Source organism: Micromonospora sp. C31 (assembly GCF_018070575.1).
Classification (GTDB): domain Bacteria; phylum Actinomycetota; class Actinomycetes; order Mycobacteriales; family Micromonosporaceae; genus Micromonospora.
Map to the genome: position 1 here is coordinate 203,842 of NZ_JAGPXN010000008.1, position 24,125 is coordinate 227,966.

Consider the following 24,125-nt stretch of genomic DNA (forward strand, 5'->3'; position numbering starts at 1 on the left):
GTCGGTGCGACTGTGGCAGATGTCGGTGGTGGCCGGGCGGCAGCGCGTGGTGCCGGCCGGGTCCGGGTGGTGCGGGAGCGGGTGGGCGGAGGCGGTCAGGCGGTGCCGGGGCGCAGTGCGCGTAGCCGGCTCTCGGCGGCGGTGGCGAGCTGGCGCAGCCGGGCGGTCTCGGCGTCCAGGGCTCCGATCCCGTCCGGGGTGAGGCGGTAGTAGCGGCGGAGCCGGCCGTCGACCGTCTCCTCGCGGTCGGGAGCGACGAGCCCCTGCGCGTGCAACCGGTCCAGCGCGGCGTAGAGGGTGCCCGGCAGCAGGGTGACGCGCTGCGCGGACAGGGTGGTGACCTCCCGGATGATGCCGTAGCCGTGGCGTGGACCACCGGCCAGCGCGGTGAGGATCAGGAAGGTCGGCTCACGCATCGCGGTCACGGGCCAGACGATAGTCAGATCATCGATATGTGGTCAAGGTCCCGTGCGGGCGGGCACCCTGGCGGCGCCGGTTCTAGGCTGGCGGCCATGCGGATTGGCATCGTGATCCTTCCCGACCAGCGCTGGTCCGACTCCCGGCGCCGCTGGCGGCAGGCGGACGAGTGGGGCTTCGACCACGCCTGGACGTACGACCACCTGGGCTGGCGGGACCTGGTCGACGGGCCCTGGTTCGACTCGGTGACCACGCTGACCGCCGCCGCGACGGTGACCTCCCGGATCCGGCTCGGCACGCTGGTCGCCTCGCCGAACTTCCGGCACCCGGCGGCGTTCGCGCGGCAGGTCACCGCGCTCGACGACGTCTCCGGCGGCCGGTTGCTGCTCGGCCTCGGCGCGGGCGGCATCGGCTTCGACTCGGCCGTGCTGGGCGGGGAGACGCTGCCGCCCCGCCAGCGGGTCGACCGGTTCGCCGAGTTCACCGAGCTGCTCGACCTCATCCTGCGCGAGGACGGCACGACCTGGCGCGGGAAGTGGTTCACCGCCGTGGACGCCCGGAGCAACCCGGGCTGCGTGCAGACGCCCCGGGTGCCGTTCGTGGTGGCCGCCAACGGGCCCCGGTCGATGCGGCTGGTGGCCCGCTTCGGTCAGGGCTGGGTCACCACCGGCTCCACGGTGGACGACCTGGAGAGCTGGTGGCACGGGGTGGCCGAGGCCGCCGCCCGGATGGACGGGGCGCTCGCCACGGCCGGCCGCGACCCGGGCACCCTGGACCGCTACCTCTCGCTCGACTCCGCGCCGGTCTTCTCGCTGCGCAGCGCCGAGTTCTTCGCCGACCAGGTCGGCCGGGCCGCCGCCCTCGGCTTCACCGACGTGGTCACGCACTGGCCCCGGGCCAGCAGTTGGTACGCCGGCGACGAGGCCGTCCTGGCGGACGTGGCCACCCGCCTGCTGCCCGAGCTGCGTCGCGCCTGAACAGGCCGACGGGCGCGTCGAGCAGCTGCGGGGCGGGGTGTCCCGGTCGGCGCGGCGGATCGCGGCCACCCACGCGCACTGCCCCGTCGTGGTCGGCCGCGACCGGGCGCGCTCAGGTGCCGAGGTCCCCCGTGGCGATCCCGCCATCGCTGGCGGAGACCAGCCGGAACCGGATGCAGACGACCTCGCTGTCGTCGGTGACGGGGGTGCCCACGCCCGCCCAGTAGGCGGCGTGGCCCGCCCGCCACTCCTCGATGGAGCGGTCACCCTCCCCTTCGGAGCGGGCGAAGTCCCACGGCACGTCCGCGAAGCGGACCACCTCGACGCCGGTGACCTCCACGACGCCGACCAGCGCGTCCTCGTCGTCGACGAGGGCCAACCGTTCGCCGGTGTGTTCCAGTTCCTCGCCCTCCTCGGCGTACTCGGTGCTCAGCCCGGCGGTCGCCGTCTTCACCCCGGCGAGCACCAGGGTGTTGAGCCGCGTCCGCAGCTCGCCGGGGGTGCCGAGGGGGAGGGCGCGCAGTCCACCGATCCGAGGCCACATCCTGCCGACGGTACCGTCGGCGCCGGCCGCCCGCCGCCGCATTTCCGCCCCCACCGAGGGTGCGGTGGGCGTTACGGTGGGTGGGACGACGACCGGGAGGCGGCATGACGGACAGGCGCGTGGTGCTCATCCCCGGCAGGGGCTACGACACCCGGTTTCCGCTCTTCGTCTACGTCGGCGAGGCGCTGCGCCGCGCCGGCTACGCACTGCACGCCGTCACCTGGGAGGTGCCGGAGCGGTTGGCCCCCGACCGGGAGGGGCCCGGGGCGGCCGTCGAATGGGTGATCGGGCAGGTCGGCCCGACCCTCGTCGAGCCCACGGGCCTGCTGGTCGGCAAGTCGCTCGGCTCGATGGCCACGCCGCTCGCGGCCGACCGCGGGCTGCCGGCCGTCTGGCTCACCCCGCTGCTGCACGTGCCCGCCGTGGTCGACGGCCTGCGCCGCGCCACCGCGCCCTTCCTGCTGGTGGGCGGCACGGCGGACCCGTCCTGGGACGGCTCGCTCGCCCGCCGGCTCACCCCGCACGTGGTGGAGGTCGAGCAGGCCGACCACGCGCTGATGGTGCCCGGCCCGCTGGCCCGCTCGGCGGAGGCGCTCGGCCGGGTCTGCACGGCCGTCGAGGACTTCGTTCAGATCAGCTGACCGGCATGTCCGGCGACGGCGCACCCGCTCGTCGCCGCTCGCCGTGTGCGCGTCCAGCACCGCGTCGGCCAGCTTCACCACGTGCGCATCGCCGTGCCGCGCCGGCCGCGCGAAGACCTGCGCCGGGGCGCCGGTGGCCACCGGCGGTGGCGCGGCCGGCTGCGTCGGGGCGTACACCGAGGTCACGGCCGCCGTCGCGGACCAGGCCGCGGCGACGCTCGCCGCCTACAGCGGCCGGGTGGGCGTGCGTACGACGCGGACGGCCCAGGTACGCGTCCAGCCAGCGGTGCACCGTCCGGTCGTGGCCGTGGCGGACCAGCGCCTCCACGGCCATCGGCCCGTGGTCGGAGAGCCCGCCCTCGTACTCGGGGCCGGTGCGGTGCAGCCGTTGGTACGCCTCGTCCAGGATCGCCTCACCCATGGGGCGATCTTCGGACCTGAACCGAGGTTCAGGTCAAGTCGTCAGGTCGGCGCCGTCCACGAGCCCCCGGACGCGCAGTTCGGTGGCGACCGCCGGGGCGCAGTCGAGCACGACGGTGGCGGTGCCGACGGGCTCTGCGCCCCGCGCGGCGCAGATCTCGTAGAGCGCGCGTACCTGCGCCCCGGTGGCCACCCAGTCGTCCACCACCAGCACCCGGTCACCCCGGCCGACACCGTGGTCGCGTACGGCCAGGTCGACTTGCCGGCCCCGGAAGTCCGGCGGGCTCTGCGCCCAGGTGAGCGCCCCGGCGGGCAGCCGGCCGTCGCCCGGCTTGTGCGCCGGCACGAAGCCGACCCCGAGCGCCGTCGCGGCGAGCGGACCGAGCAGGTAGCCGGTGACCGCCGGCGAGACGACCACCGTGGGCCGGGCGGCCCGGAACGGCGCCACGAGGGCGGGCCCCAGCCGGGCGAGGACCTCCGGGTCCCGCCACCAGCCGGAGACGTCGCTGACCAGGTGGCTGGCGCCGGGGCCGGGGTCGATCCACCTGACCAGCGCGGCGAGGCGTCCGCTCAGCTCGGATGGCATGCCCCCCATCCTCCGCCACGGCGGCGACCCGGACGGCCCGGCCCCGCCCCGCCCCGCACCGGCTCCGGGGCGTCGAGCCGCAGCCGTACCCGGGGCGCCCGGGCCACCACGGGTCGGATGATCGGCTACACGTATCACCGCAATTACGGCCATACCACTATGATCACGTTGACGTCGGAAGTGCTTCTCTCGTTACGGTCCGACCCGGTTTGTTGAGCAGGCGAAAGGACCGCACCGGTGGCTGGCAGGCACTCCCGTACCCGCATGTTCTCCTCGCCGGCCGGCATCGCGGCCACCGCGGCCGTCGGGGTCGCGCTCGCCGTGGGTGGCACCGTCGGTGCCGTCCAGTTGACCTCGGACGCGGAGACCGTCCGGCCGGTCGCCGTCGACGTCGCGCCCACCGGCCTGCCCACCGGTGCCGCCCCCACGTCGCCGGCCGTACCGCCCAGCGCCAGCACGTCGCCGAGCGTCAGCGCCTCACCGAGCGCGACCGCGAGCCCCAAGGCCGGCCGGTCCACCCAGGCCCCCTCCCGGAGCAAGCCGCGCACCACCGCGCCGAAGCCCACCGCGCCGAAGCCCACCGCGCCGAAGCCCACCGCGCCGAAGCCCACCGCGCCGAAGAAGAGCAGCACCGTCCGCCCGGTCGTCGACAGCGGCTCGTGTGGCGCCTCGTTCTACGCGGAGGGGCAGCTCACCGCCAACGGTGAGAACTTCGACCCGTCCGCGCTGACCGCCGCCCACAAGACCCTGCCGTTCAACACGAAGGTCCGGGTCACCAACCCGGCGAACGGCAGGTCCGTGACGGTGCGCATCAACGATCGTGGCCCCTTCGTCGAGGGGCGCTGCCTGGACCTGTCCCGGGCCGCCTTCGCCGACATCGCCTCGCTCGACGCCGGCCACGTCCAGGTCCGCTACGAGGTGCTCGGCTGAGCGCCCGCCGGGTCACGATCGGCCCGCCGACTCGATCCGGGTGGGCAGAACATCCTCGTTCGACGGGTCAGGTTCATTCACCCGCACACGTCCATCAGGCATGCTGTCCCTCGTACGCACGCGACCCTTCCAGTCGGGCCCCGGCCCACTGAGCCCCGGATCCCGCGCCGGCCTCGGCGCGGCCTTCGTCCTGCTCGCGATCGTCTCGGCCGTGGAGCTGGCCGACGGCCGTGCGGCGAACTACATCGCGCTCATGGTGGCCGCGCCGTTCCTGACCGCGGCGCTGGCGTCGTGGCGGATCGTGCTCGGTGTGGGCCTGACCGCCACCGCCCTGGGCGCCGGATTCGCGTTCGGCGAGGAGACCGTGGCGCTCCCCACCACGGTCGCCGTAGCGGGCATCGCGCTGGGCACCGCGATCGCGGTCGCCACGGCAGCCGTACGGCAGCGTCAGGCCGAGCGGATCGCCGAGCTGTCCCGGCTGGCCTCGGTCGCCCAGCAGGCCGTGCTGCGCCCGCTCGGTCCGCAGGTCGGCTCGCTCTCGGTGGCCGCCCGCTACATCTCCTCGACCGCGACCGCCGAGATCGGCGGTGACCTGTACGAGGCGGTCGACACGCCGTACGGGGTGCGGATGATCATCGGCGACGTGCGGGGCAAGGGCCTCGACGCGGTGCGGCTCGCCAGCATCGTGCTGGGCTCGTACCGGCACGTGGCGTACGAGCGGGCGGACCTGCGGGCCGTCGTGACCGACCTGGACCGGGCGGTTGCCCGGAGCGTGGGCGACGAGGACTTCGTCACCGCCGCGCTGGTCGAGGAGCGGGGCGGCACGCTCACCATCGTCAACTGCGGGCACCCGCCGCCGCTGCTGCTGCGCCGGGGCGCCGTCATCCCGCTCGAACCGCCGGCCCCCGCCCCGCCACTGGGCTTCATGCCGGTGGTCCGCCCGCGGGTCGAGCGGTTGGAGCCCGGCGACCGGCTGCTGCTCTTCACCGACGGGCTCGGCGAGGCGCGCCGGGACGGCGAGTTCTTCCCGACCGCGGACCGGGCCTGGCGGCTGCTCGGCCACGGCACCGTCGGCGATGGGCTCGCCTCGCTGGAGACGGCTCTCGTCGAGTGGGTGCACGGCCGGCTCGACGACGACATCGCCCTGGTCCTGATGGAGTACACGGGCTCGCGCGGCGCCGCGACGGTCGCCGTGCCGAGCTGGGAGGTCGGCGCGGCCGAGAGCTGAGCCGCCCCTGCCGCGCATGTCCGTTCGCAACCCGAACGGGAAGTGTGTAATCGCCGTCACTTCTGAGATCGGCTTGTCGCTGCCTACCCATCGGTAATACAGTCTGGGTTACTGATCGGTAACACCTGTCCGGAAGCGGGGCCAGTGAGCATGACCCACTACAAGAGCAACCTTCGGGACCTCGAGTTCAACCTCTTCGAGGTCTTCGGGGCGGACCAGGCGTTCAGCCAGGAGCCGTACACGGACCTGGATGTCGACACCGCGCGCGACATCCTCGCCGAGGTCGACCGCCTCGCCCGCGAGGATCTGGCCGCCAGCTACACGGACAGCGACCGTAACCCGCCGGTCTTCGACCCGGCCACGCACACCGCGCCGCTGCCGGAGCCGTTCAAGAAGTCGTACCGGACGTTCATGGAATCCGAGTTCTGGCGGCTGGAGCTCCCGACCGAGCTGGACGGCAGCAACGCGCCCCGGGCGCTGGTGTGGTCGCTCGCCGAGCTGATCCTCGGCGCCAACGCCGCCGTGTGGATGTACTCCTCCGGGCCGTCCTTCGCGCACGTGCTGCAGGTCGAGGGCACCGAGCAGCAGAAGCGGTGGGCGAAGCTCTTCGCTGACAAGCAGTGGGGTTCCACGATGGTGCTCACCGAGCCGGACGCCGGCTCGGACGTGGGCGCCGGCCGGGCACGCGCCATCCAGCAGCCCGACGGCTCCTGGCACATCGAGGGCGTGAAGCGCTTCATCACGTCCGCCGAGCACGACCTGAGCGACAACATCATCCACTACGTGCTGGCCCGTCCGGTCGGCGTCGAGGGTGTCGGCGGCCCGGGCACCAAGGGCCTGTCCCTCTTCGTGGTGCCGAAGTACCACTTCGACGAGAACACCGGCGAGCTGGGCGAGCGCAACGGCGTCTTCGCCACCAACGTCGAGCACAAGATGGGCCTGAAGGTCTCCAACACCTGCGAGGTGACCTTCGGCGAGCACGGCCTGCCGGCCAAGGGCTGGCTGCTGGGCGAGAAGCACGAGGGCATCCGGCAGATGTTCATGATCATTGAGAACGCCCGGATGATGGTCGGCACCAAGGCCATCGCCACCCTCTCGACCGGCTACCTGAACGCCCTGGAGTACGCCAAGAACCGGGTGCAGGGCGCCGACCTGACCCAGATGGCGGACAAGACCGCGCCGCGCGTCACGATCACCCACCACCCGGACGTGCGCCGCTCGCTGATGCTGCAGAAGTCGTACGCCGAGGGCCTGCGCGCCCTGGTCTGCTACACCGCCACCTGGCAGGACAAGGTCGCCATCGCCGAGGCGGCGGGCGACGAGAAGGCGACCAAGCTCGCCAAGCGGGTCAACGACCTGCTCCTCCCGCTGGTCAAGGGCGTCGGCTCGGAGCGGGCGTACGAGCTGCTCGGCCACGAGTCGCTGCAGACCTTCGGCGGTTCCGGCTTCCTTCAGGACTACCCCCTGGAGCAGTACGTCCGGGACGCCAAGATCGACACCCTCTACGAGGGCACCACGGCGATCCAGAGCCTCGACCTCATCTTCCGCAAGATCGTCCGGGACAACGGCAAGGCCCTGATGGCGGTTGCCGGCGAGATCCAGGAGTTCATCGCCACCGAGGCCGGCAACGGCCAGCTCAAGGAGGAACGGCAGGCGCTGGGCAAGGCGCTCGCCGAGATCCAGAACATGATCGGCGTGATGACCGGCTGGCTCGGCGAGGCGCAGGGCGGGGACACCCGGGCGCTCTACAAGGTCGGTCTGAGCAGCCGCCGCTTCCTGCTGGCGATCGGCGACCTGGTCGTCGGTTGGCTGCTGCAGAAGCAGGCCGACGTGGCGCTGAAGGCCCTGGCCGGCGAGGTCTCCGCCGCCGACAAGGCGTTCTACACCGGCAAGGTGGCCGCCGCCCGGTTCTTCGCCCGCGAGGTGCTGCCGCGCATCGGCGCCGACCGCCGGATCGTCGAGGGCACCGACCTGGACATCATGGACCTCCCGGAGGAGGCCTTCTGAGGTACGCCGTAGCGCTTCAGGGCGCAGCGGTGGCGCCGGGGAGGACCCGACGCTGATCGGCACGACGGCCGGCGGGCAGCAGTCCGCCGGCCGTCGTCGTTCCTCTGCCGCGTCGGACGCTGGCCCTGCGCCGGAGGCCAGTTTCGGCCCGGCGGCTGCCCCCGGTCGGCGACTGCCCCTGGGCCGGTCGCCGATTCCCGCTGGACGCTGACCCCGGACCTGGCGCTGCCCGCGTCACGGGCTCTCTGCGGCAGCCCAAGGTCCATGCAGCACGCTGGGGACGCCGGAGGGGCCTTACCTAGCGTCACGAGGTCCCTTTCCTCCCACCCTTCCCTCTTCGCGCTTTGCTCTGCAGCCACGGAGGCACCAGTGACGCTGCGTGCCTGGTGCGTCCGCGGCTGCAGAGCAAAGCGTCTGCGGGGTGGTGGCGATGGTGACCGTCGACCGCGTTACTTCGCGAAGTACAAGCACTATGTCCGTTTGGAGGATCGCGGCACCGAACAACCGCCGCTACGTTCCGTTATGGGCGCGCATCTTCACGCTCAGTCACTCTGGGCAGTTGGCCGACGGGTGTCGGGGTGGCCGGCCGGGACATCGCGGGCTGCCGGAACGAAGCTCACCCCGCTATTCGCGGGTGCCATCCGGGTAGTCGGGCGGTGTGGCGGGTAACCGTCGCAAGGCCACGTCAGAGAACGCCCAGAGCCACCGCACGGGGGAGTGCAGCGCACATGGGCATTGGTAGCGGGATCTTCCTGATCGCCATCGGCGCGATCCTGACCTTCGCCATCAGAGCCAACGTCTGGTGGGTCGACCTGCGCGCGGTCGGCTGGGTGTTCATCCTGGCCGGGCTGGGCGTTCTGCTCACCACGCTCTGGTTCTGGCAGGACCGTCGCAAGCGGGCGCGAACCCTGATCGTCGAGGAGAACCGGCTCTCACACCCGACCGCGATGATGCCACCGCCGCCCGATCCGCCGCCGCCGACGGCGCCACCGTCCTGAGCCGCCACCGGCGGCCGTGCGGAGCCGCCGTCTTGAGCCACCCGCCACGCGACGCCGGCGGGTGGCTCAGCCGCGTGTGGTGTGCCGGTCGACGATCGGCGCCCTGTTCGGGCCGAGTTCCGACCAGGCGACCCTCAGCCGGTGCACCGCCAGGTCGCTGGTGCGCATCCCGTCCTGGTCCGCCCGCTCGGGGTCGAGCAGCGCCGAGAGCAGCGAGATGCCCGGGTTGTGCGCGATCAGCAGCACCGTACGGGCGGTCGGATCCACGTCACGGGCCAGCGTGAGCAGGTCCTCCGGCTGGGCCTCGTACGCGTCAGCCGCGTATCGCACGACGGGGGCGGGGCCGGCCGAACCGCCCTCCGGCGGGGATCCGGTCATGCCCATCGCCACGCCGTGCCAGGTCTCCCGGGTGCGTCGGGCGGTCGAGCAGATGACCACGTCCGGCAGCAGCTCGTGCTTGGCCAGCCAGGCGCCGGCCGCGGCCGCGTCGGCCTGACCCCGCGCGGCCAGGGGACGCTGGGCGTCCGGCCCATCGCCGGGTGGCTCGGCCTTGGCGTGCCGGAGCAGCACCAGAGCGCGCCCCTGGGCGCAAGCGTCCGTCATGTCCCCAGCTTGCCCGATTGGCGATCCGAGCGCCTGGGTAAGTCGATGGATGCCGCACCCTCACCGATGGCCGCGGCGGAAGGAAACGCCAGGGGACAGCCGAGGAGGCGACGAGATGGGCTTTGGTGGCAGTATCTTCCTGATCGCGTTGGGTGCGATCTTCGCGTTCGCCGTGGAGGCGGATCTCGGCTGGCTCAACCTGGCCGTGGTCGGCTGGGTGCTGATGCTCGCCGGGGTGGCCGGGCTGCTGCTCACCCTCTACTTCTGGAACTCGCGCCGCCGCACGGTGGCCGCCCCGGTGCGCGGCGAGCGGGTGGTCGCCGAGCAGGTCGTGCCGGTGCAGGACGACCGGGTCGTGGAGGAGTACCGCGAGGTGCGTCGGCCGCGCCGCACCGTCTGAAACACGGAACACGTTCTTTCGGGGGCTCCGCCACGCGGCGGGGCCCCCGTCGTTCCGTCAGGCGAAGAGGGCGAAGTAGATGGCGATGTGGTGGCAGAGCGCCGCCAGGAGCGTGCAGGCGTGGAAGAACTCGTGGTGGCCGAAGACGGTGGGCCAGGGGTTGGGCCGGCGCAGCGCGTAACAGACCGCGCCCACGCTGTAGATCGCGCCGCCCACGCTGAGCAGCACCAGGGCCGTGACGCCACCCCGGTGCAGGATGTCGGGCAGCATCGCGACCGAGACCCAGCCGAGCGCAAGGTAGAGCGGGGCGGAGACCCAGCGTGGGGCGTGCGGCCAGACCAGCTTGAGCGCCACGCCGGCGAGCGCGCCGCCCCACACCAGCGCCAGCATGATCGTGGCCGGCCGGGGCTCCAGCAGCAGTACGCAGAACGGCGTGTAGGTGCCGGCGATGAACACGAAGATCATCGAATGGTCCATCCGCCGCATGATCTGGTAGCCGCGCTCGGTCCACACCCGTCGGTGGTAGAGCGCGCTCGTGCCGAAGAGCCCACACACCGTCACGCTGTAGATGAGGCAACTGACCAGTGGGGCCCAGCCCGGTCGGGCGGCGGCGACCGCGCAGAGCACGACGCCGCAGACGAGGGCGACGAAGAACGCGTACGTGTGCAGCCAGCCGCGCATCCGGGGCTTACCGATGTCGACAGGCTTGAGTCGAAGCGGTGCGGAGGTGGTCACGCCCCTAGGTTACGGCACCGTAAGTTACTTTCAAGTAGTGCGTACGGTCACGTGGCACGGCAGGCGACCGACCCTGGTGCCGTACGCCCGTCGGGAAGTATGACGGGATGCGGATCCGACCCGTCGGGGCCCACGCCCTGCTGATCGACTGTGCCGGCGCCGATCAGGTGGAGGCGTGGCGGGCCGAGCTGTGGCGGCGGCGCGACCGCGGCGAGCTCACCGCCGTCGAGATCGTACCGGCGGCCACCACCGTCCTGCTCGACGGCGTGCCGGACCCGGCCACGACGGCCGCGCGGATCGCCGCATGGCAGCCCGGCCCGGACGCGCCCGGGGCACCCGGTGGGCCGCCTGCCGCCAGCGCGTCGGCACCCGGTGGGCCGCCCGCCGCCAGCGGGCCGGCAGCCGACCCGGCGGTAGCCGGCGGGCCGATCACGGGCGGGTCGCGGGGCGACGCGGGCATCGGGGCAGACGGAGTCGGCCTGGTCGAGGTTCCGGTGACGTACGACGGGGAGGACCTGCCCATCGTCGCCGACCACTGGGGCGTGGCCGTGCCGGCGGTGGTCGACCGGCTGCGGCGTACCCGGTTCCGGGTGGCCTTCTGCGGCTTCGCCCCCGGGTTCGCCTACCTTTCCGGGCTCCCCGCCGAACTCGCGGTGCCCCGGCTGTCCACCCCGCGCCCCCGGGTGCCGGCCGGCGCGGTCGCCCTGGCCGGCCCGTACGCCGGGATCTATCCGGCGGCCTCGCCCGGCGGCTGGCTGCTGGTCGGGCGCACCGGGATGTCCCTCTTCGACGTGCACGCCGACCCACCGGCCCGGCTCACCCCCGGCACCCGGGTACGCCTGGTGGCCGCGTGACCGGGTCGGTCGAGGTGCTCCGCGCGGGGGCGCTGACCACCGTTCAGGACCTGGGGCGGGCCGGTTGGGCACACCTCGGCGTACCCCGGTCGGGCGCGCTCGACCCGGCGGCGCTGCGGCTGGCCAACCGGCTCGTCGGCAACCCGGAGTCCGCAGCCGGCCTGGAGATCACGATGACCGGCTGCGAGCTGCGGTTCCTCCGCGCGACGGCGGTCGCGGTGACCGGTGCCGATGCCGCCGTACGGGTCGGCGACCGCCCCGGTGACGTGGGTCGGCCGCTGGCGGTGCCGGCGGGCGCCGTGCTGCGGATCGGCCCGCCCCGCGAGGGCCTGCGCAGCTGGCTGGCCGTCGGCGGCGGGATCGCCGTCGAGCCGGTACTCGGCAGCCGCGCCACCGACACCCTCTCCGGGCTCGGCCCGCCGCCGCTGCGCGACGGCGACCGGCTGCCCCTGGGCGCACCGACCGGGCCGCCCGCCGGCGTGGACGTCACCGTCCCGTCACCCGCCCCGACCGAGCTGCGGCTGACCCTGCGGCTCGGCCCCCGCGACGACTGGTTCACCGCTGCTGCGCTGGACCGGCTGTTCGGCAGCGCGTACACGGTGAGCCCGGTCAGCAACCGGATCGGCGCGCGACTCACCGGCGCGGCGCTGCCCCGCGCGGTGGCCGGGGAACTGCCCAGCGAGGGCATCGTGCTCGGCGCGGTGCAGGTGCCGGCGGACGGCCAACCGTTGATCTTCCTCGCCGACCATCCGACCACCGGCGGTTACCCCGTCGTCGGGGTGGTGGACGACGTGACCCCGCTCGCGCAGGCCCGCCCAGGGACTACGGTCAGATTTCATGGACCTCAACGCTGACCTCGGCGAGGGATTCGGCATCTGGCGGCTCGGCGACGACGCCGCGCTGCTGGACCTGATCACCTCCGCCAACGTCGCCTGCGGCTTCCACGCCGGCGACGCGTCCACCATGCGCCGGGTCTGCGAGGGCGCCGCCGAGCGCGGGGTGGCCGTCGGGGCGCAGGTCGGCTACCGGGACCTCGCCGGCTTCGGCCGGCGGCACATCGCGTACGCCTTCGCGGAGCTGCGCGACGAGGTCACCTACCAGCTCGGGGCCCTGGAGGCGTTCTGCCGGCTGTTCCGCACCCGGGTCCGCTACCTGAAGCCGCACGGGGCGCTCTACCATGCCGCCGCCTGCGACGAGGTCCAGGCGGCGGCGCTGGTCGCGGCGGTCGGCGACCACGACGACCAGCTGCCGCTGCTCTGCGCGCCCGGCTCGGTCCTCGCCCAGCTCGCCGCCGGCGCCGGGCTGCGGGTGGTCGCCGAGGGCTTCGCCGACCGTGGTTACCTGCCCAACGGCTCGCTGGTGCCGCGTACCGCCCCCGGCGCGCTGGTGACCGACCCGGAGGAGGTGGCCGCCCGGGCGGTGCGGATGGCCACCGAGCGGACCGTGGTCGCGGTCGACGGCAGCGTCGTCCCGTGCCCGGTCGAGTCGATCTGTCTGCACGGCGACACCCCGGGCGCGGTGCGCTGCGCCGAGTTGGTGCGTGCCGCCCTGATCGACGCGGGGGTCACGCTCACTGCGTTCGCGTGAAAGGAAGGGCACCTTCCAATCGCATCTTGTATAGGAAGGGGCCCTTCCTAACCACCGGCGTCGCCTGGCGTCAGGCGTCGTCCAGGCCACGCAGCACCAGCGCGAGCCGGGCGGCGGCACCGTCGACGACCCGGACCGGTACGCCCCAGTCCTGCCGGGTCAGATGGCAGGCCGCGTGCTCGACGTCCGCGTCGCAGGTCGCCGCCTGAGCGGTCACCTGGAGCACGCCCCCCGCCACCGCGCCGTCGATCACCAGCCGGCGGGACAGTTCGGTGCCGGTCCCCGCTCCCTCCGCCAGCAGCTCCGGCGGCGACGCCGACACCACCAGCCGCGTCGACGGGCCGTACGTCTCGTCGAGCTTCTGCCCCGGCGCGGGGGTGAAGATCACGTCCAGGGTCACCTCGCCGGCCGCCACGTCGGTGGGCTTGCGCTCGGTGCGGTGGCGGGGGCCGTCGACGGTGCTCGCGCCGGCGGCCGAGAGCGCGCCGGGCGCCAGCCGGGTCAGCCGGTGCGCGGCGGACTCCACCACCAGCACCTCGCCGGCCGGGGTGAGCACCAGGTCGCTCGGCTCGGCGAGCCCGTCGGCGACCGTCGAGACCCGGTCGCTCTCCGGGTCGAAGCGGCGCACCGCCCCGTTGTACGTGTCGGCTATGAGCACCGAGCCGTCCGGTAGCGCGCACACCCCCAGCGGGTGCTGGAGCAGCGCCTGCGACGCCGGCCCGTCGACGTGCCCGAAGTCGAAGAGCCCCTGCCCGACGGCGGTGCCCATGACGTCGTTCTCGACGTACCGGATCGCGCTGGTCTCGCTGTCGGCGACCCAGAGCCGGGCGCCGTCGGCGGAGACGGACAGCCCGGACGGCTGCGCCATCCACGTCTCGGTCCTTGGGCCGTCGCGCAGGGCCTCGACGGTGGTGCCCGCGTACATGCCGGCGGTGCGCTTCACCGGGTCGAACCACCAGAGCTGGTGGATGCCGGCCATCGCGACGACGACCTTGCCGTCGTACCAGGCCAGGTCCCACGGGGAGGAGAGGTCGACCGAGAGCGCGTCGTGCGAGTGGTCGTCGACCGTGGAACGCCACTGCCGGCCGGTGCCGGCGACGGTCACCACCTCCCCGTCCGCCAGCCGTACGCCGCGCAGCAGGTGGTTGACGGTGTCGGCGACGACGAGGTCGTAGCCGGCGACCTCGGCGGTGTGCGCCGGCAGCAGGCACAGCCCCTGCGGCTCGGAGAAGGTGGCCGCTCCGGCGGGACCGTCGGCCCGGCCCCGGGTGCCCGCCCCGATCCGGCGGACCAGCGTCTCGCCGTCACCGGCCAGCTCCGCCAGCGAGTGCCGGGCCGAGTCCGACACCAGCAGGTTGCCGCTCTCCAGCAGCACCGCCTTGCCCGGGAAGCGCAGCGTGGTCTCCGGTTCGGCCGGCGGGACGTACGGGCCGTCGCCCCGGTGCAGGGTGCCCTTCGCCTCGTGGGTGGCGATCAGGTCGTCGATGAGCCGGGCGAGCCCTTCGGCGTGGCCCTCGCCGGCCATCGTCGCCACCACGTAGCCCTCGGGGTCGATCACCGACAGGGTGGGCCAGGCGCGGGCCGCGTACTGCTGCCACATCTCCAGCTCGGGGTCGTCGAGCACGGGGTGGTGCACGGCGTACCGTTCCACGGCGGCGGCCAGCGCGTCCGGGTCCTTCTCGTGCTCGAACTTCGGGGAGTGCACGCCGATCACGACGAGCACGTCGCCGTACTCCTCCTCCAGCGGGCGCAGCTCGTCGAGCACGTGCAGGCAGTTGATACAGCAGAAGGTCCAAAAATCCGCGATCACGATCTTGCCGCGCAGATCGGACAGCTTCAGCTCTCGCCCGCCGGTGTTCAGCCACTGCCGGCCCCGTAGCTCCGGTGCTCGTACGCGCGGTGTCGTTCCCATGCCTGTCAGCCTGCCATGTGGTGCTGGACCGAGCCGGACACCGTGACCCGGACGACAGGCGGCGAGTCGGGCCTAGCGGGGGCGGGCCCAGCCGGTGAAGCGTGCCGTCAGGTCTGCCGGCGGACTGCCCTGATCCAGCTCGGCCAGTTGCTCGGCTGCCTCCGCGCACAGTTCGCCGAGGTGGATCATCAGCGCGTCGCGGTTCTCGCGGTACTTCGCGAGAAGGAGGAGCTTCGCCGTCGAGCAGGGCCACGCCACCCCACAGGCGCGACAGCGCCAGGTGGGCCGGCTGGGGACGTGGGCGCGGACGTGGGCCATCAGCCCGCCACCACGCGGGAGCGTGGCGTCACCCGGCGGAGAGCGGTGGGCCGCCGCGCCGGGGCCGGCGGGGTGACGAGCCACTCAAGGCCCGCGCGCAGGACGAACAGCTCACGCTTCGCCACGGTGGCGCCCTTCGCGTCGAGCTGGTAACCCTCGAACCACAGCCAGCCGTACGGCGGGTGCCGCTCGGGCAGCTCGCGGATCACGCGGACGCACATCGGGGTCACGAACTGCGGGGACGCGGACCGGGTCAGGTTGAGGACCTCGCCGGCCCGCAGCTTCCGTACGGGAGGCACTGTCCGGGCGGTCATCGAGGGCCCCGGTTGCGCCGGACGGCCCAGCGCGACGCGGGGACGACGTTGCTCACTCGGCCAGGGCCCCGGTACGGCGGGACGAACGGACCGATCGGCCCCGGGACGACCGGGCGGGCCGGCGGTGGGTCGTTCTTCGGCGTGGGTGTCGGCTGTGGCCTCTTCTCGGGCATCGCTCCCCCTCGTTCGGCGGCTGGTGGGAGGGGCCACCCCGGTTGCTCGCCGGGGCAGCCCCGCAGCGCGACCGGCGGGCTCCCTCGCCTCCACCGGCTCACGCCATCCACTGCGGAACGCTTCCAGTCAGTTGCGGACGGTTGAACCGCTGCCGTGAGACCATCGGGGGACGTCTAGGAAAGGTCCCCTGCTGTGCCCAGGAACGACGCCCTACGTGAGGCTCTGGCTGTGGCGGGCCTGACGGCCGCCGATCTCGCTGCGAGGTGTGAGGTGGACGCGAAGACGGTCGAGCGGTGGATCAGCCGCGGTCGCCTTCCTCACCCTCGATCGCGAGTGCGTGTTGCCTCGGTGCTGGGTAAGGATGCAGATGTGCTGTGGCCTGATGTTGTTCGCCGAGCGGTCAAGCTAGGGGCAGACCGCGAGATCGTGGGTGTGTACCCGCGCCGATCCGACCTTCCGCGCTCCCTGTTCGGTGAACTGATCGGGCGGGCCCGCGCGCGACTGTGGTTTGGCGGATACACCAGCTACTTCGTCTGGTTGGAGGTGCCGAACGCGGCTGTCACGCTCGGCACGAAGGTGCGCGAGGGCGCCGACGTTCGTTTTCTGTTGGGCGACCCGGCCAGTTCGGTCACCGCCAGTCGTGAGCGGATCGAAGATACGCCGCTAACCCTTGCCACGCGTATTGCCACGACGCAGGCGGAGATCGCGAAGTCTCCAGAAGATCTGCCGATCCGCATGACCGACCGCCATGTCGCGATGTCGGTCTGGATCTTCGACGATGAGGCGATCGTGGCGACCCATATCGGCGCAGGCCTGGGCCAGGACTCGGTGACCCTGCATCTGCGCCGCCGTAACGGCGGCGGCGCATTCGACCGCTACGTGGAGCATTTCGAGGCTCTGTGGACGGACGCCCAGGTCGCCGACCGGGCCTGACCGACCAGACTCCCGCAAGCGCCCGTCCCCCATCCGCAACGACGACGGCGGGGCCACAATCTTCCGTGGCCCCGCCGTCGTCGTTGTCGGCTACTGGCCTGCCGGCTTGAGGCAGAGGAACCGGTTGGTCCCGCCGCCCTTGAGCTCCACGTGCGGCTGGGTCGGGTCGGCGCACTTGTCCTTCGTCTCCACCTTGGAGACCACGGTGAAGGCGCCCGCCTCACCGCACTGCGCCGCCGCCGCGCTCTCGCCCGACTTCTTGACGCAACTGCCGACCGCCGGGTCGAACGCCGGAGCCGGGTCGTCGCCGCCGACCTTGCCGAGCAGCATGAGCAGGCCCAGGGGCACCGCCAGGATGAGCACCGCCGCGACGAGTACCGCGGCGAGGACCCGGCCGTTGCGGATCTTGGGCGTGGGTGCCTCGGTCTTCGGCTCCGCTATCGGCTTGAACGAGTCGAAGCGGTTCTGCTCCTGCTCCGGGCCGCTCTGGTCCCAGGGGCCGGGCTGCTGCGGGGGCGGCGGGAACGCGGGCGGGAACGCGCCGCCCGGCGCGGGTTCGGCCGTCGGGGCGGTCCCGTAGCCGGGTGCCGCGCCGCCGGCTGCTGGCGCACCGAAGGGGTCGGCGGGTCGGTCCGCGCTGTCGTGCGGCCGGACTCCGTTCACCGGCCGGTCGCTGGCCGGCGCGTCGACGAAGGACGGCACGCCCGGCGGGAAGGCCGAGGGCGCGGCCGGCGAGGCGGGCGCCATCGGGGCGACCGCGCCGAAGACGGCCGTCCCGCTCGGCGCCCGGTCCCGGTCGTCGAAGCGAGCCTCCGGACTCTGGTCGAAGCGGGTCTCGGGCCCCTGGCCGAACCGGTCGTCCTGGCCCTGGTCGAACCGGGAGTCGGGGCCCTGGCCGAAGCGGGCCTCGGGGCCCTGGCCGAAGCGGTCGTCCCGGCCCTGGTCGAACCGGGCCTCGGGGCCCTGGCCGAACCGGTCGTCCTGCCCTTGGTCGAAGCGCGGCTCCTGATCGAAGCGCGGATCCGGCCCCTGCCCGTAGTGGGGCGCCGGCGAGTGGTCGGGCCGGTGTCCGATCGGGGCGTCCTGCTCCGGCTCGTCCGCCGGCTCGGGGCGGGCCGGCCGGCCGTACACCCGGGGCTGCGGCGCGGGCGAACCGGCCGGTCGCAGGCCCTGGTCGGTCGGCGGCATGACCCGGCTGGCCAGCGGCACCGAGGCGCTCGCCGACACGCTGCCGGCGGCCGGATCGGCAGCCTCCGGCGAGGGTACGGCTGCCCGCCCGCCCGACTCGGGCGAGGTGCGCGGTGCGGGGACCACCGGACCGGCGGGCGACTGCGGCTCGTCGTGTCGGGAGCCGGCCCGGGCCCAGGCCGGCTGCTCCTGCTCGTACGCGGGCCGGGCGTCGTCCCGGCCGGGCTGCTCGGGGGCGAACTGGGCCGGCGGGCCGTAGTCGGTCGGCGGGGCGGCGGCCAGGCTGGCGCCGGGCACCCGCTGCTCCTGCGGCGGCAGCGGCACGGCGTTTGCCGGCGAGATGCCGGGCCCCGGTGCGGGCTGGTAGCTCGGCGGCTCCTCGGCCCGCTCCGGATCCCAGCCGTTACCGGCCCGGGCCGGGGCGGGCTCGCCCGCCTCCGCGCGACCCCATGCCTCGTCCGCCGACCAGGGCTCGACGTCCGTCACGGCCGGGCGCTCGGTGCCCCGCTGCGGCAGGTTCGCCGAGGCGGAATCCCACGGCTTCGGCTCGCCGTCGCCGGGCACCGGGAGGGAGGCGCGGCCGGGCGGGGTGGAGGTGGGCACTGCGGCGGCCCAGCCGTTGGCGTCCCGGTCGTCGGGCTGCGGGGGGACGGAGGCGGCACCCCGTGCCGAGCGCTCGTCGCGGGCCGGCCACTCGTCGCCCGGGGACTGGTCGTCGCGGGAGGGGGCCCAGTTCCCGCCCGGACGCTGCTCCGCACCGGCGTCCCAGCCGGTCTGCTCGCCCTGCTGCTGCCCGGGGCCGTTCCAGCCGCCGTCGGAGGGGTTGGGCTCGTTCTGCTGCCCGGTGCCGTTCCGGCCGTCGGGGCGGTCGGGGGTGTCCTGCTGTTGTGCGGCGTTCCAGCCGTTGGCGGGGTCCTGAGGGGACTCGGCGTTCCAGCCGCCGGAGCGGGAGGGGTCGTCCTGGGTGGGCCAGGGCTGCGGGGTGGGTGGGGCCTGGGGGACCCGGGCGGCGCCTCGGGCGGCGGGCTCGGGCTGGGCCCAGCCGGGGGGCGCCTGCTCGGCCGGCGCCCAGGACGCGGGCTGCTCCGGGGCGGCGTGCGGCTGTTGTGGCTGCGGCGGCGGCGCGGCGGCGGCCCAGGCCGGGCCGGACTGCTCCTGCGCGCCAGGCCACGCCGGCTGCGGCGAACCGCCGGCCGGCCCCCATTGGCCGGGCTGGGCCGGGTCGGTCTGCTGTGGCGCCTGGGTGGCCCACGTGGGCGCCTGCTGCTGCTCACCCTGCGGGCCCCAGGTGGGTGGGTTCGGTCGGCCCGACGGGGGCGGGGGCGCCCAGCCCAGATCGGGGGCGCCGGCGCCGTATCCGTTGTCCTGCTGTGCCGGGCGGTCGCCGTACGGCGCCGGTCCGCCGGCGCCCGGCGACACCTCGTCCGGCTGCTGGCCGGGGTGGTGCGTGCCCTCGGACGTCATGCGTGCGCCTCCTCCATCACCTGTCGGCCGCCGCTGCCGATCGGTCCTGTCGGCAGGGTGGCCGGCGTCGCCGGTGTACCGGCCGTGCCGGCTCCCCGCACCGTATCGGGTGACCGCCCGAGGGCGTCCGGGGAGCACGACCGTCACTCCCCGTGGCCGGACGATGTCGAGCGGCTTCTATCGACTCGACTGTTCCGGGTCGGCGGGTGACGACCGAAGCCCACCGTACCGGGCGCTGGGGCGAGGTGGAATCCCGGTGTCAACCGCTGCGAAACGCCGATGACCCGCCCGGGCGGACCGGGCGGGTCATCGATCTGGAGGAGGCGAGAGAGGTTCGGGGCGTCAGCTCATGTGACGCTGGGCGATGGCGAGGATCTCTTCGCGGACCGCGGGCGAGTTGGCGGAGCGCAGCGCGTGCTCGATGGCACGGGCGCGGCGGTTGGCGTCGCGGCGGTTACGGATTCGCTCGATCATGCTCACGGGTCTCTCCTCCTGGCTATTCGGTTGTCAGCCCCTTGACGTCTTCCATTGAACCCGACGGCGAGCGCAAATTCCAACGAATCTTAGGTGAGCTGGGACACCAGCCGAACAATCGAAGGTGTGGAGGCTCTGAGGCCGACGTTCCGTCTGTCTGCTGGAGGCGGCTGGGACGTCGGGCGGCAACCTGTCCGTTCCCCCACGGACAGCCACGGCGTGTCCGGCGGGAACCCGCTCCCCGACGGAAACGGCCGGTGTGCCCGGGCGTCAACCCGTGCACACCGGCCGTGGCTGGTGTCGAGACCGGTCAGGTCCAGGCGAGCAGCGCCGCCTCCGGATCGGCCAGGAACTCCCCGATGTCGCGCAGGAACTTCGAGCCGAGCTCACCGTCGATGATCCGGTGGTCGAAGGAGAGGCCCAGCGTCGTGACCTGACGCGGCTTCACCTTGCCCTTGTGCACCCAGGGCATCTCACGCACCGCGCCGAAGGCCAGGATCGCCGACTCGCCCGGGGGCAGGATCGGCGTACCGGTGTCCACTCCGAACACGCCGACGTTGGTGATCGTCAGCGTGCCGCCCGACATGTCGGCCGGCGAGGTCTTCCCGGTCTTGGCCGTCTGCACCAGGTCGGTCATCGCGTCCGCCAGCTCGCGCAGCGAGAGCCGGCCGGCGTCCTTGATGTTCGGCACGATCAGCCCGCGCTCGGTGGCCGCCGCGATGCCCAGGTTGACGTAGTCCTTGACGACGATCTCGTCGCCGGCCCAGGTCGAGTTGACCATCGGGTGACGCTTGACCGCCAGCAGCACCGCCTTGGCCACCAGCAGCAGCGGCGAGACCCGCACGTCGCGCCACTCCCGCCGGCTGCGGAGCCGGTCCAGGGCCTTCATCGCCCGGGTCACGTCGACCGTGAGGAACTCCGTGACGTGCGGCGCGGTGAACGCCGAGCGGGACATGTTCTCGGCGGTGAGCTTGCGTACCCCCTTGACGGGGATGCGCTGCTCGCGGTCCGCGCCGAAGCTCGCGACGGCCGTGGCCGGAGCCGACACCGCGAGCGGCTCGGCGGCCGTCGTGGCCGCGCTCGCCGCACGCTGTACGTCATCACGGGTGATCGAGCCCAGCGGTCCCGACCCGCTCAACGTGGCGAGGTCGACGCCGAGGTCCTTGGCGAGCTTGCGTACGGGCGGCTTCGCCAGCACCGGCCCGCCGGCCGGGCCGTGACCGTTCGACGGCCCGGTGGCCACCGGGGCGGGTGACGCCGGCGCGACGGGTGCCACCGGGGCCGCCGCCTGCGCCGGCACCGGGGTGTCACCCTTGCGGGGGCGGCGCTTGGCCGCCGTGGTGCGCGGGCCGTAGCCCACCAGCACGGCGGTACGCCCACCCGGGGCGGGACCGCCGATCAGGCCCGGCTCGACCGCGCCCTCGCTGGGCGCCACCTGAACGGCGGCCAGCGATGCCGCCGACGGGGTCGGCAGGGCGGCGGCCGGCGCACCGGTCGTCGACGCCTCGATCGGCCCGGCGCCCGGGTCGGTGTCGATCGCGATGATCGGCGTGCCGACCTCGACCGTGCTCCCCTCCGGGTGGAAGATCGCCTGCACCTGGCCGGCCCACTTCGCCGGGATCTCGACGGCCGCCTTCGCCGTCTCCACCTCGACGATCGGCTGGTTCAGCTCGATGACGTCGCCGACCTTGACGAGCCACGCGAGGATCTCGCCCTCGGTCAGGCCCTCGCCCAGGTCGGGCAGGTTGAACTCCTTGATCCGCGACATGCCGCTCACCACCCGAAGGTGCGGTCGACGGCGTCGAGCACCCGGTCGAGGTCGGGCAGGTACTCCTCCTCCACCCGGGAAGCCGGGTAGGGGGTGTCGAAGCCCGTGACCCGAAGCACCGGGGACTCCAGGGAGTAGAAGCACTCCTCGGTGATCCGGGCCGCGATCTCCGAGCCCAGGCCCAGGTTGCCCGGGGCCTCGTGCACGACCACGCAGCGGCCGGTGCGCCTCACCGACTCGTACGCGGCGGTCAGGTCCAGCGGGGAGAGCGAACGCAGGTCGATGACCTCCAGCTCCCGACCGTCCTCGGCGGCGGCGGTCGCCGCGTCCAGGCAGGTGCGCACCATCGGACCGTACGCCAGCACCGTGGCGTCCGCGCCGGTGCGCACGACCCGGGACGAGTGCAGCGGGTACGCCCCCGACAGCGGGGCGTCCAGCTCGACCGGGCCCTTCTCCCAGTAGCGTCGCTTCGGCTCCAGGAAGACGATCGGGTCGTCCGACGCGATGGCCTGCTGGATCATCGTGTACGCGTCCTGCGGGTTGGCGCAGGACACCACCTTCAGGCCGGCGGTGTGGGCGAAGTAGGCCTCCGGCGACTCCGAGTGGTGCTCGACCGCGCCGATGCCGCCGCCGAACGGGATCCGGATGACCATCGGGATCCGGACCTTGCCCTGCGAGCGGTAGTGCATCTTCGCCACCTGCGACACGATCTGGTCGTACGCGGGGTAGACGAAGCCGTCGAACTGGATCTCGCAGACCGGGCGGAAGCCGCGGATGGCCAGGCCGACCGCGGTGCCGATGATGCCGGACTCGGCCAGCGGCGTGTCGATCACCCGCTGGTCGCCGAAGTCCTTCTGGAGGCCGTCGGTGATCCGGAAGACGCCGCCGAGCTTGCCGACGTCCTCGCCCATGATGACGACCTTCGGGTCGTTCTCCAGGGCCTTGCGCAGACCGGTGTTGAGGGCCTTGCCGAGGGTGAGCGTCTCCGTGGCCATCAGTGGGCGCTCCCCTCGAACGACTCCATGTAATTCGTGAACCGCGCCCGCTGCTCGTCGAGCTCGGGGGACCCGTTGGGGTAGACGTGGTCGAACATCGTCACCGGCTCCGGGTTGGGCATGGCGAGCACCCGCTCGCGCAGGTGCACCGACTCGGTGCGGGCCTGCTCGTCGACGGCCGCGAAGAAGTCCGCGTCGGCGATCTGCTGGTTGGTCAGGAACGCCTTCATCCGGGCGATCGGGTCCTTCGCCTGCCAGGCCTCGACCTCGCTGGCGATCCGGTAGCGGGTCGGGTCGTCGGAGGTGGTGTGCGCGCCCATCCGGTAGGTGTAGGCCTCGATCAGGCTGGGGCCCTGGCCGAGCCGGGCGTTGTCCAGCGCGTGCCGGGTCACCGCGTACGACGCGAGCACGTCGTTGCCGTCCACCCGTACGCCGGGGAAGCCGAAGCCGCCCGCACGCTGGTAGAGCGGCACCCTCGTCTGCCGCTCCAGCGGCTCGGAGATGGCGTACTGGTTGTTCTGGCAGAAGAACACCAGCGGGGCGTTGAAGACGCTGGCCCAGACGAACGCCTCGTTCACGTCGCCCTGGCTGGTGGCGCCGTCGCCGAAGTAGGCGATCACCGCCTCGCCGTCCTCGGTGCCGGTCTTGCCGTCCATGTGGACGCCCATGGCGTACCCGGTCGCGTGCAGGGTCTGCGCCCCGATCACGATCGTGTACATGTTGAACTTGAACTCGTTCGGGTCCCAGCCGCCCTGGTCGACGCCCCGGAACAGGCCGAGCGGCATGATCGGGTCGATGCCCCGGCAGTAGAGGACGCCGTGCTCCCGGTAGGTCGGGAAGGCCATGTCCTGCGTACGCAGCGCGCGTCCGGAGCCCACCTGGGCGGCCTCCTGGCCCAGCAGGCTGGCCCACAGGCCCAGCTCGCCCTGGCGCTGCAACGCGGTGGCCTCGGCGTCGAGCTTGCGGACCAGCACGAGGTCGCGGTAGAGCCCGCGGTACTCCTCGTCGGTGAAGTCGACGCGGTACTCGGTCCCGTCCGGGCCGGTCGCGCTCTCGATCCGCTCACCCTCCGGGGTGAGCAACTGCACCAGCTGCGGGTCGCCGGTCGTGCCCTTCCTGGACCGGGGTGCGGCCCGTCGGCCACGACCGGAGACCCCGGGGTCGCCCTTTGCCATCCGTCTCTCCCTGTCTGTCTGCGTCGGCACCGGGGGGTCACCCGGCCGCGCAACTCGTGCGCCTGCCCGGCTGGTGCCGGACGGGTTCCTGGCGGCCGCGCCTAGCCCCGGTGGGGGTTGCCGCGCGGCGTGAGCCGGATTCTGGCCGAACCCGGTTCGGGAGCGCCGGCGCTCAGCCGCGCCTGCCGCGAGGGTGCGCGGAGGTCGTGGCTGCGTTGCCGTCGTGGTCCATATTCGCATCACACGTGAGCGCGCCCACAGTGCGCCTTCCCCGGGCCGTGGCGACGGCCCGCTTCGTTGCACGAAGCGCCCGGTGTCCGTTGCATCGACGCGCGGCCGATCCGGCGATGGTTCGTCACCGTTCGGCCAGATACGCGTGTCGACACGCTGTGCGGGGTTGGCTGACGCAGCGTCACTGGTCCAGGCTGATTGGCGCGGGATCGCCCGCGTCGGGCGGTTTTGCCGCTTCCGCGTCCGGGCGGT

General features: G+C 73.3%; 25 protein-coding genes. 11 read left to right on the plus strand and 14 right to left on the minus strand.

Going from position 1 to position 24,125, the window contains the following annotated elements:
• Positions 1-95: 95 nt before the first annotated feature.
• Positions 96-416 carry a PadR family transcriptional regulator gene (locus KBX06_RS13575; protein ID WP_210834930.1) on the minus strand — a complete coding sequence of 107 codons (321 nt, stop codon included), beginning with the start codon at positions 414-416 and terminating at the stop codon, positions 96-98.
• A gap of 96 nt (positions 417-512) precedes the next feature.
• Between KBX06_RS13575 and KBX06_RS13580 the strand changes: the two genes are divergently transcribed.
• Positions 513-1,394: an LLM class flavin-dependent oxidoreductase gene (locus tag KBX06_RS13580; RefSeq protein WP_210834861.1), complete on the plus strand. Its 882-nt coding sequence runs from the start codon at positions 513-515 to the stop codon at positions 1,392-1,394.
• Positions 1,395-1,506: 112 nt separating this feature from the next.
• Here KBX06_RS13580 and KBX06_RS13585 read toward each other — a convergent pair whose 3' ends face one another.
• On the minus strand, positions 1,507-1,938 hold the full coding sequence (locus tag KBX06_RS13585) for an ASCH domain-containing protein (protein ID WP_210834862.1): 432 nt from the start codon (positions 1,936-1,938) through the stop codon (positions 1,507-1,509).
• A gap of 104 nt (positions 1,939-2,042) precedes the next feature.
• Here KBX06_RS13585 and KBX06_RS13590 point away from each other — a divergent pair, with 104 nt between their 5' ends.
• Positions 2,043-2,579 carry an alpha/beta hydrolase gene (locus KBX06_RS13590; RefSeq protein WP_210834863.1) on the plus strand — a complete coding sequence of 179 codons (537 nt, stop codon included), beginning with the start codon at positions 2,043-2,045 and terminating at the stop codon, positions 2,577-2,579.
• Here the strand turns inward: KBX06_RS13590 and KBX06_RS13595 are convergent.
• The gene (locus KBX06_RS13595; RefSeq protein ID WP_210834864.1) at positions 2,572-3,000 is read right to left on the minus strand and encodes a hypothetical protein; all 429 of its coding nucleotides are present in this window, start codon (positions 2,998-3,000) and stop codon (positions 2,572-2,574) included. The genes KBX06_RS13590 and KBX06_RS13595 overlap by 8 nt on opposite strands.
• 33 nt (positions 3,001-3,033) lie before the next feature.
• Positions 3,034-3,585, minus strand: a complete 552-nt coding sequence (locus KBX06_RS13600; RefSeq protein ID WP_210834865.1) for a phosphoribosyltransferase family protein — start codon at positions 3,583-3,585, stop codon at positions 3,034-3,036.
• A 237-nt stretch (positions 3,586-3,822) separates the two neighbouring features.
• On the opposite strand from KBX06_RS13600, the gene KBX06_RS13605 reads away from it, so the two are divergent.
• From KBX06_RS13605 to KBX06_RS13620, 4 genes are all read left to right on the plus strand, one after another.
• Positions 3,823-4,515, plus strand: a complete 693-nt coding sequence (locus KBX06_RS13605; RefSeq protein ID WP_210834866.1) for a septal ring lytic transglycosylase RlpA family protein — start codon at positions 3,823-3,825, stop codon at positions 4,513-4,515.
• 100 nt (positions 4,516-4,615) lie between these two features.
• Positions 4,616-5,743, plus strand: coding sequence for a PP2C family protein-serine/threonine phosphatase (locus KBX06_RS13610; protein ID WP_210834867.1), 1,128 nt, complete (start codon positions 4,616-4,618; stop codon positions 5,741-5,743).
• Between the two features lie 150 nt (positions 5,744-5,893).
• Complete coding sequence (locus KBX06_RS13615; RefSeq protein ID WP_210834931.1) at positions 5,894-7,750, plus strand: acyl-CoA dehydrogenase; 1,857 nt, start codon at positions 5,894-5,896, stop codon at positions 7,748-7,750.
• A gap of 728 nt (positions 7,751-8,478) precedes the next feature.
• Complete coding sequence (locus KBX06_RS13620) at positions 8,479-8,748, plus strand: DUF6458 family protein (protein ID WP_013730795.1); 270 nt, start codon at positions 8,479-8,481, stop codon at positions 8,746-8,748.
• 66 nt (positions 8,749-8,814) lie between these two features.
• Here KBX06_RS13620 and KBX06_RS13625 read toward each other — a convergent pair whose 3' ends face one another.
• Complete coding sequence (locus tag KBX06_RS13625) at positions 8,815-9,351, minus strand: histidine phosphatase family protein (protein ID WP_210834868.1); 537 nt, start codon at positions 9,349-9,351, stop codon at positions 8,815-8,817.
• Between the two features lie 115 nt (positions 9,352-9,466).
• Between KBX06_RS13625 and KBX06_RS13630 the strand changes: the two genes are divergently transcribed.
• Positions 9,467-9,751: a DUF6458 family protein gene (locus KBX06_RS13630; RefSeq protein WP_210834869.1), complete on the plus strand. Its 285-nt coding sequence runs from the start codon at positions 9,467-9,469 to the stop codon at positions 9,749-9,751.
• A gap of 57 nt (positions 9,752-9,808) precedes the next feature.
• On the opposite strand, the gene KBX06_RS13635 is transcribed toward KBX06_RS13630, so the two are convergent.
• Complete coding sequence (locus KBX06_RS13635; RefSeq protein ID WP_210834870.1) at positions 9,809-10,486, minus strand: hemolysin III family protein; 678 nt, start codon at positions 10,484-10,486, stop codon at positions 9,809-9,811.
• A 107-nt stretch (positions 10,487-10,593) separates the two neighbouring features.
• Between KBX06_RS13635 and KBX06_RS13640 the strand changes: the two genes are divergently transcribed.
• From KBX06_RS13640 to KBX06_RS13650, 3 genes are read left to right on the plus strand one after another with little or no spacing between them, the layout of a single operon-like run.
• Positions 10,594-11,340, plus strand: a complete 747-nt coding sequence (locus KBX06_RS13640; RefSeq protein WP_210834871.1) for an allophanate hydrolase subunit 1 — start codon at positions 10,594-10,596, stop codon at positions 11,338-11,340.
• Positions 11,337-12,194 (plus strand): biotin-dependent carboxyltransferase family protein, encoded by an 858-nt coding sequence (locus tag KBX06_RS13645; RefSeq protein ID WP_210834872.1) that lies wholly within the window; start codon positions 11,337-11,339, stop codon positions 12,192-12,194. The genes KBX06_RS13640 and KBX06_RS13645 overlap by 4 nt, the downstream gene beginning before the upstream one ends.
• Entirely contained in the window at positions 12,178-12,927 is a 750-nt protein-coding gene (locus KBX06_RS13650; protein WP_210834873.1) for a LamB/YcsF family protein, read from the plus strand. Before KBX06_RS13645 ends, KBX06_RS13650 begins: the two co-directional genes overlap by 17 nt.
• A 70-nt stretch (positions 12,928-12,997) precedes the next feature.
• Here KBX06_RS13650 and KBX06_RS13655 read toward each other — a convergent pair whose 3' ends face one another.
• The 3 genes from KBX06_RS13655 to KBX06_RS13665 form a co-directional block, all read right to left on the minus strand.
• Positions 12,998-14,839: an NHL domain-containing thioredoxin family protein gene (locus KBX06_RS13655; RefSeq protein ID WP_210834874.1), complete on the minus strand. Its 1,842-nt coding sequence runs from the start codon at positions 14,837-14,839 to the stop codon at positions 12,998-13,000.
• 72 nt (positions 14,840-14,911) lie between these two features.
• A complete protein-coding gene (locus tag KBX06_RS13660; protein ID WP_210834875.1) occupies positions 14,912-15,157 on the minus strand; it encodes a flavin reductase in 246 nt (81 codons plus the stop codon).
• Positions 15,157-15,471, minus strand: coding sequence for a hypothetical protein (locus tag KBX06_RS13665; RefSeq protein WP_210834876.1), 315 nt, complete (start codon positions 15,469-15,471; stop codon positions 15,157-15,159). Before KBX06_RS13665 ends, KBX06_RS13660 begins: the two co-directional genes overlap by 1 nt.
• Positions 15,472-15,915: 444 nt before the next feature.
• Between KBX06_RS13665 and KBX06_RS13670 the strand changes: the two genes are divergently transcribed.
• Complete coding sequence (locus KBX06_RS13670; RefSeq protein WP_307854616.1) at positions 15,916-16,578, plus strand: XRE family transcriptional regulator; 663 nt, start codon at positions 15,916-15,918, stop codon at positions 16,576-16,578.
• Between the two features lie 90 nt (positions 16,579-16,668).
• On the opposite strand, the gene KBX06_RS13675 is transcribed toward KBX06_RS13670, so the two are convergent.
• The 5 genes from KBX06_RS13675 to pdhA form a co-directional block, all read right to left on the minus strand.
• Positions 16,669-19,230, minus strand: a complete 2,562-nt coding sequence (locus tag KBX06_RS13675) for a hypothetical protein (RefSeq protein ID WP_210834877.1) — start codon at positions 19,228-19,230, stop codon at positions 16,669-16,671.
• Between the two features lie 342 nt (positions 19,231-19,572).
• Positions 19,573-19,710 (minus strand): hypothetical protein, encoded by a 138-nt coding sequence (locus KBX06_RS13680; protein ID WP_165947779.1) that lies wholly within the window; start codon positions 19,708-19,710, stop codon positions 19,573-19,575.
• 304 nt (positions 19,711-20,014) lie between these two features.
• Entirely contained in the window at positions 20,015-21,472 is a 1,458-nt protein-coding gene (locus KBX06_RS13685) for a dihydrolipoamide acetyltransferase family protein (protein WP_210834933.1), read from the minus strand.
• Between the two features lie 5 nt (positions 21,473-21,477).
• Positions 21,478-22,467: an alpha-ketoacid dehydrogenase subunit beta gene (locus tag KBX06_RS13690; RefSeq protein WP_210834878.1), complete on the minus strand. Its 990-nt coding sequence runs from the start codon at positions 22,465-22,467 to the stop codon at positions 21,478-21,480.
• Complete coding sequence (gene pdhA, locus KBX06_RS13695) at positions 22,467-23,642, minus strand: pyruvate dehydrogenase (acetyl-transferring) E1 component subunit alpha (RefSeq protein WP_210834879.1); 1,176 nt, start codon at positions 23,640-23,642, stop codon at positions 22,467-22,469. The genes KBX06_RS13690 and pdhA overlap by 1 nt, the downstream gene beginning before the upstream one ends.
• Positions 23,643-24,125 lie beyond the last annotated feature (483 nt).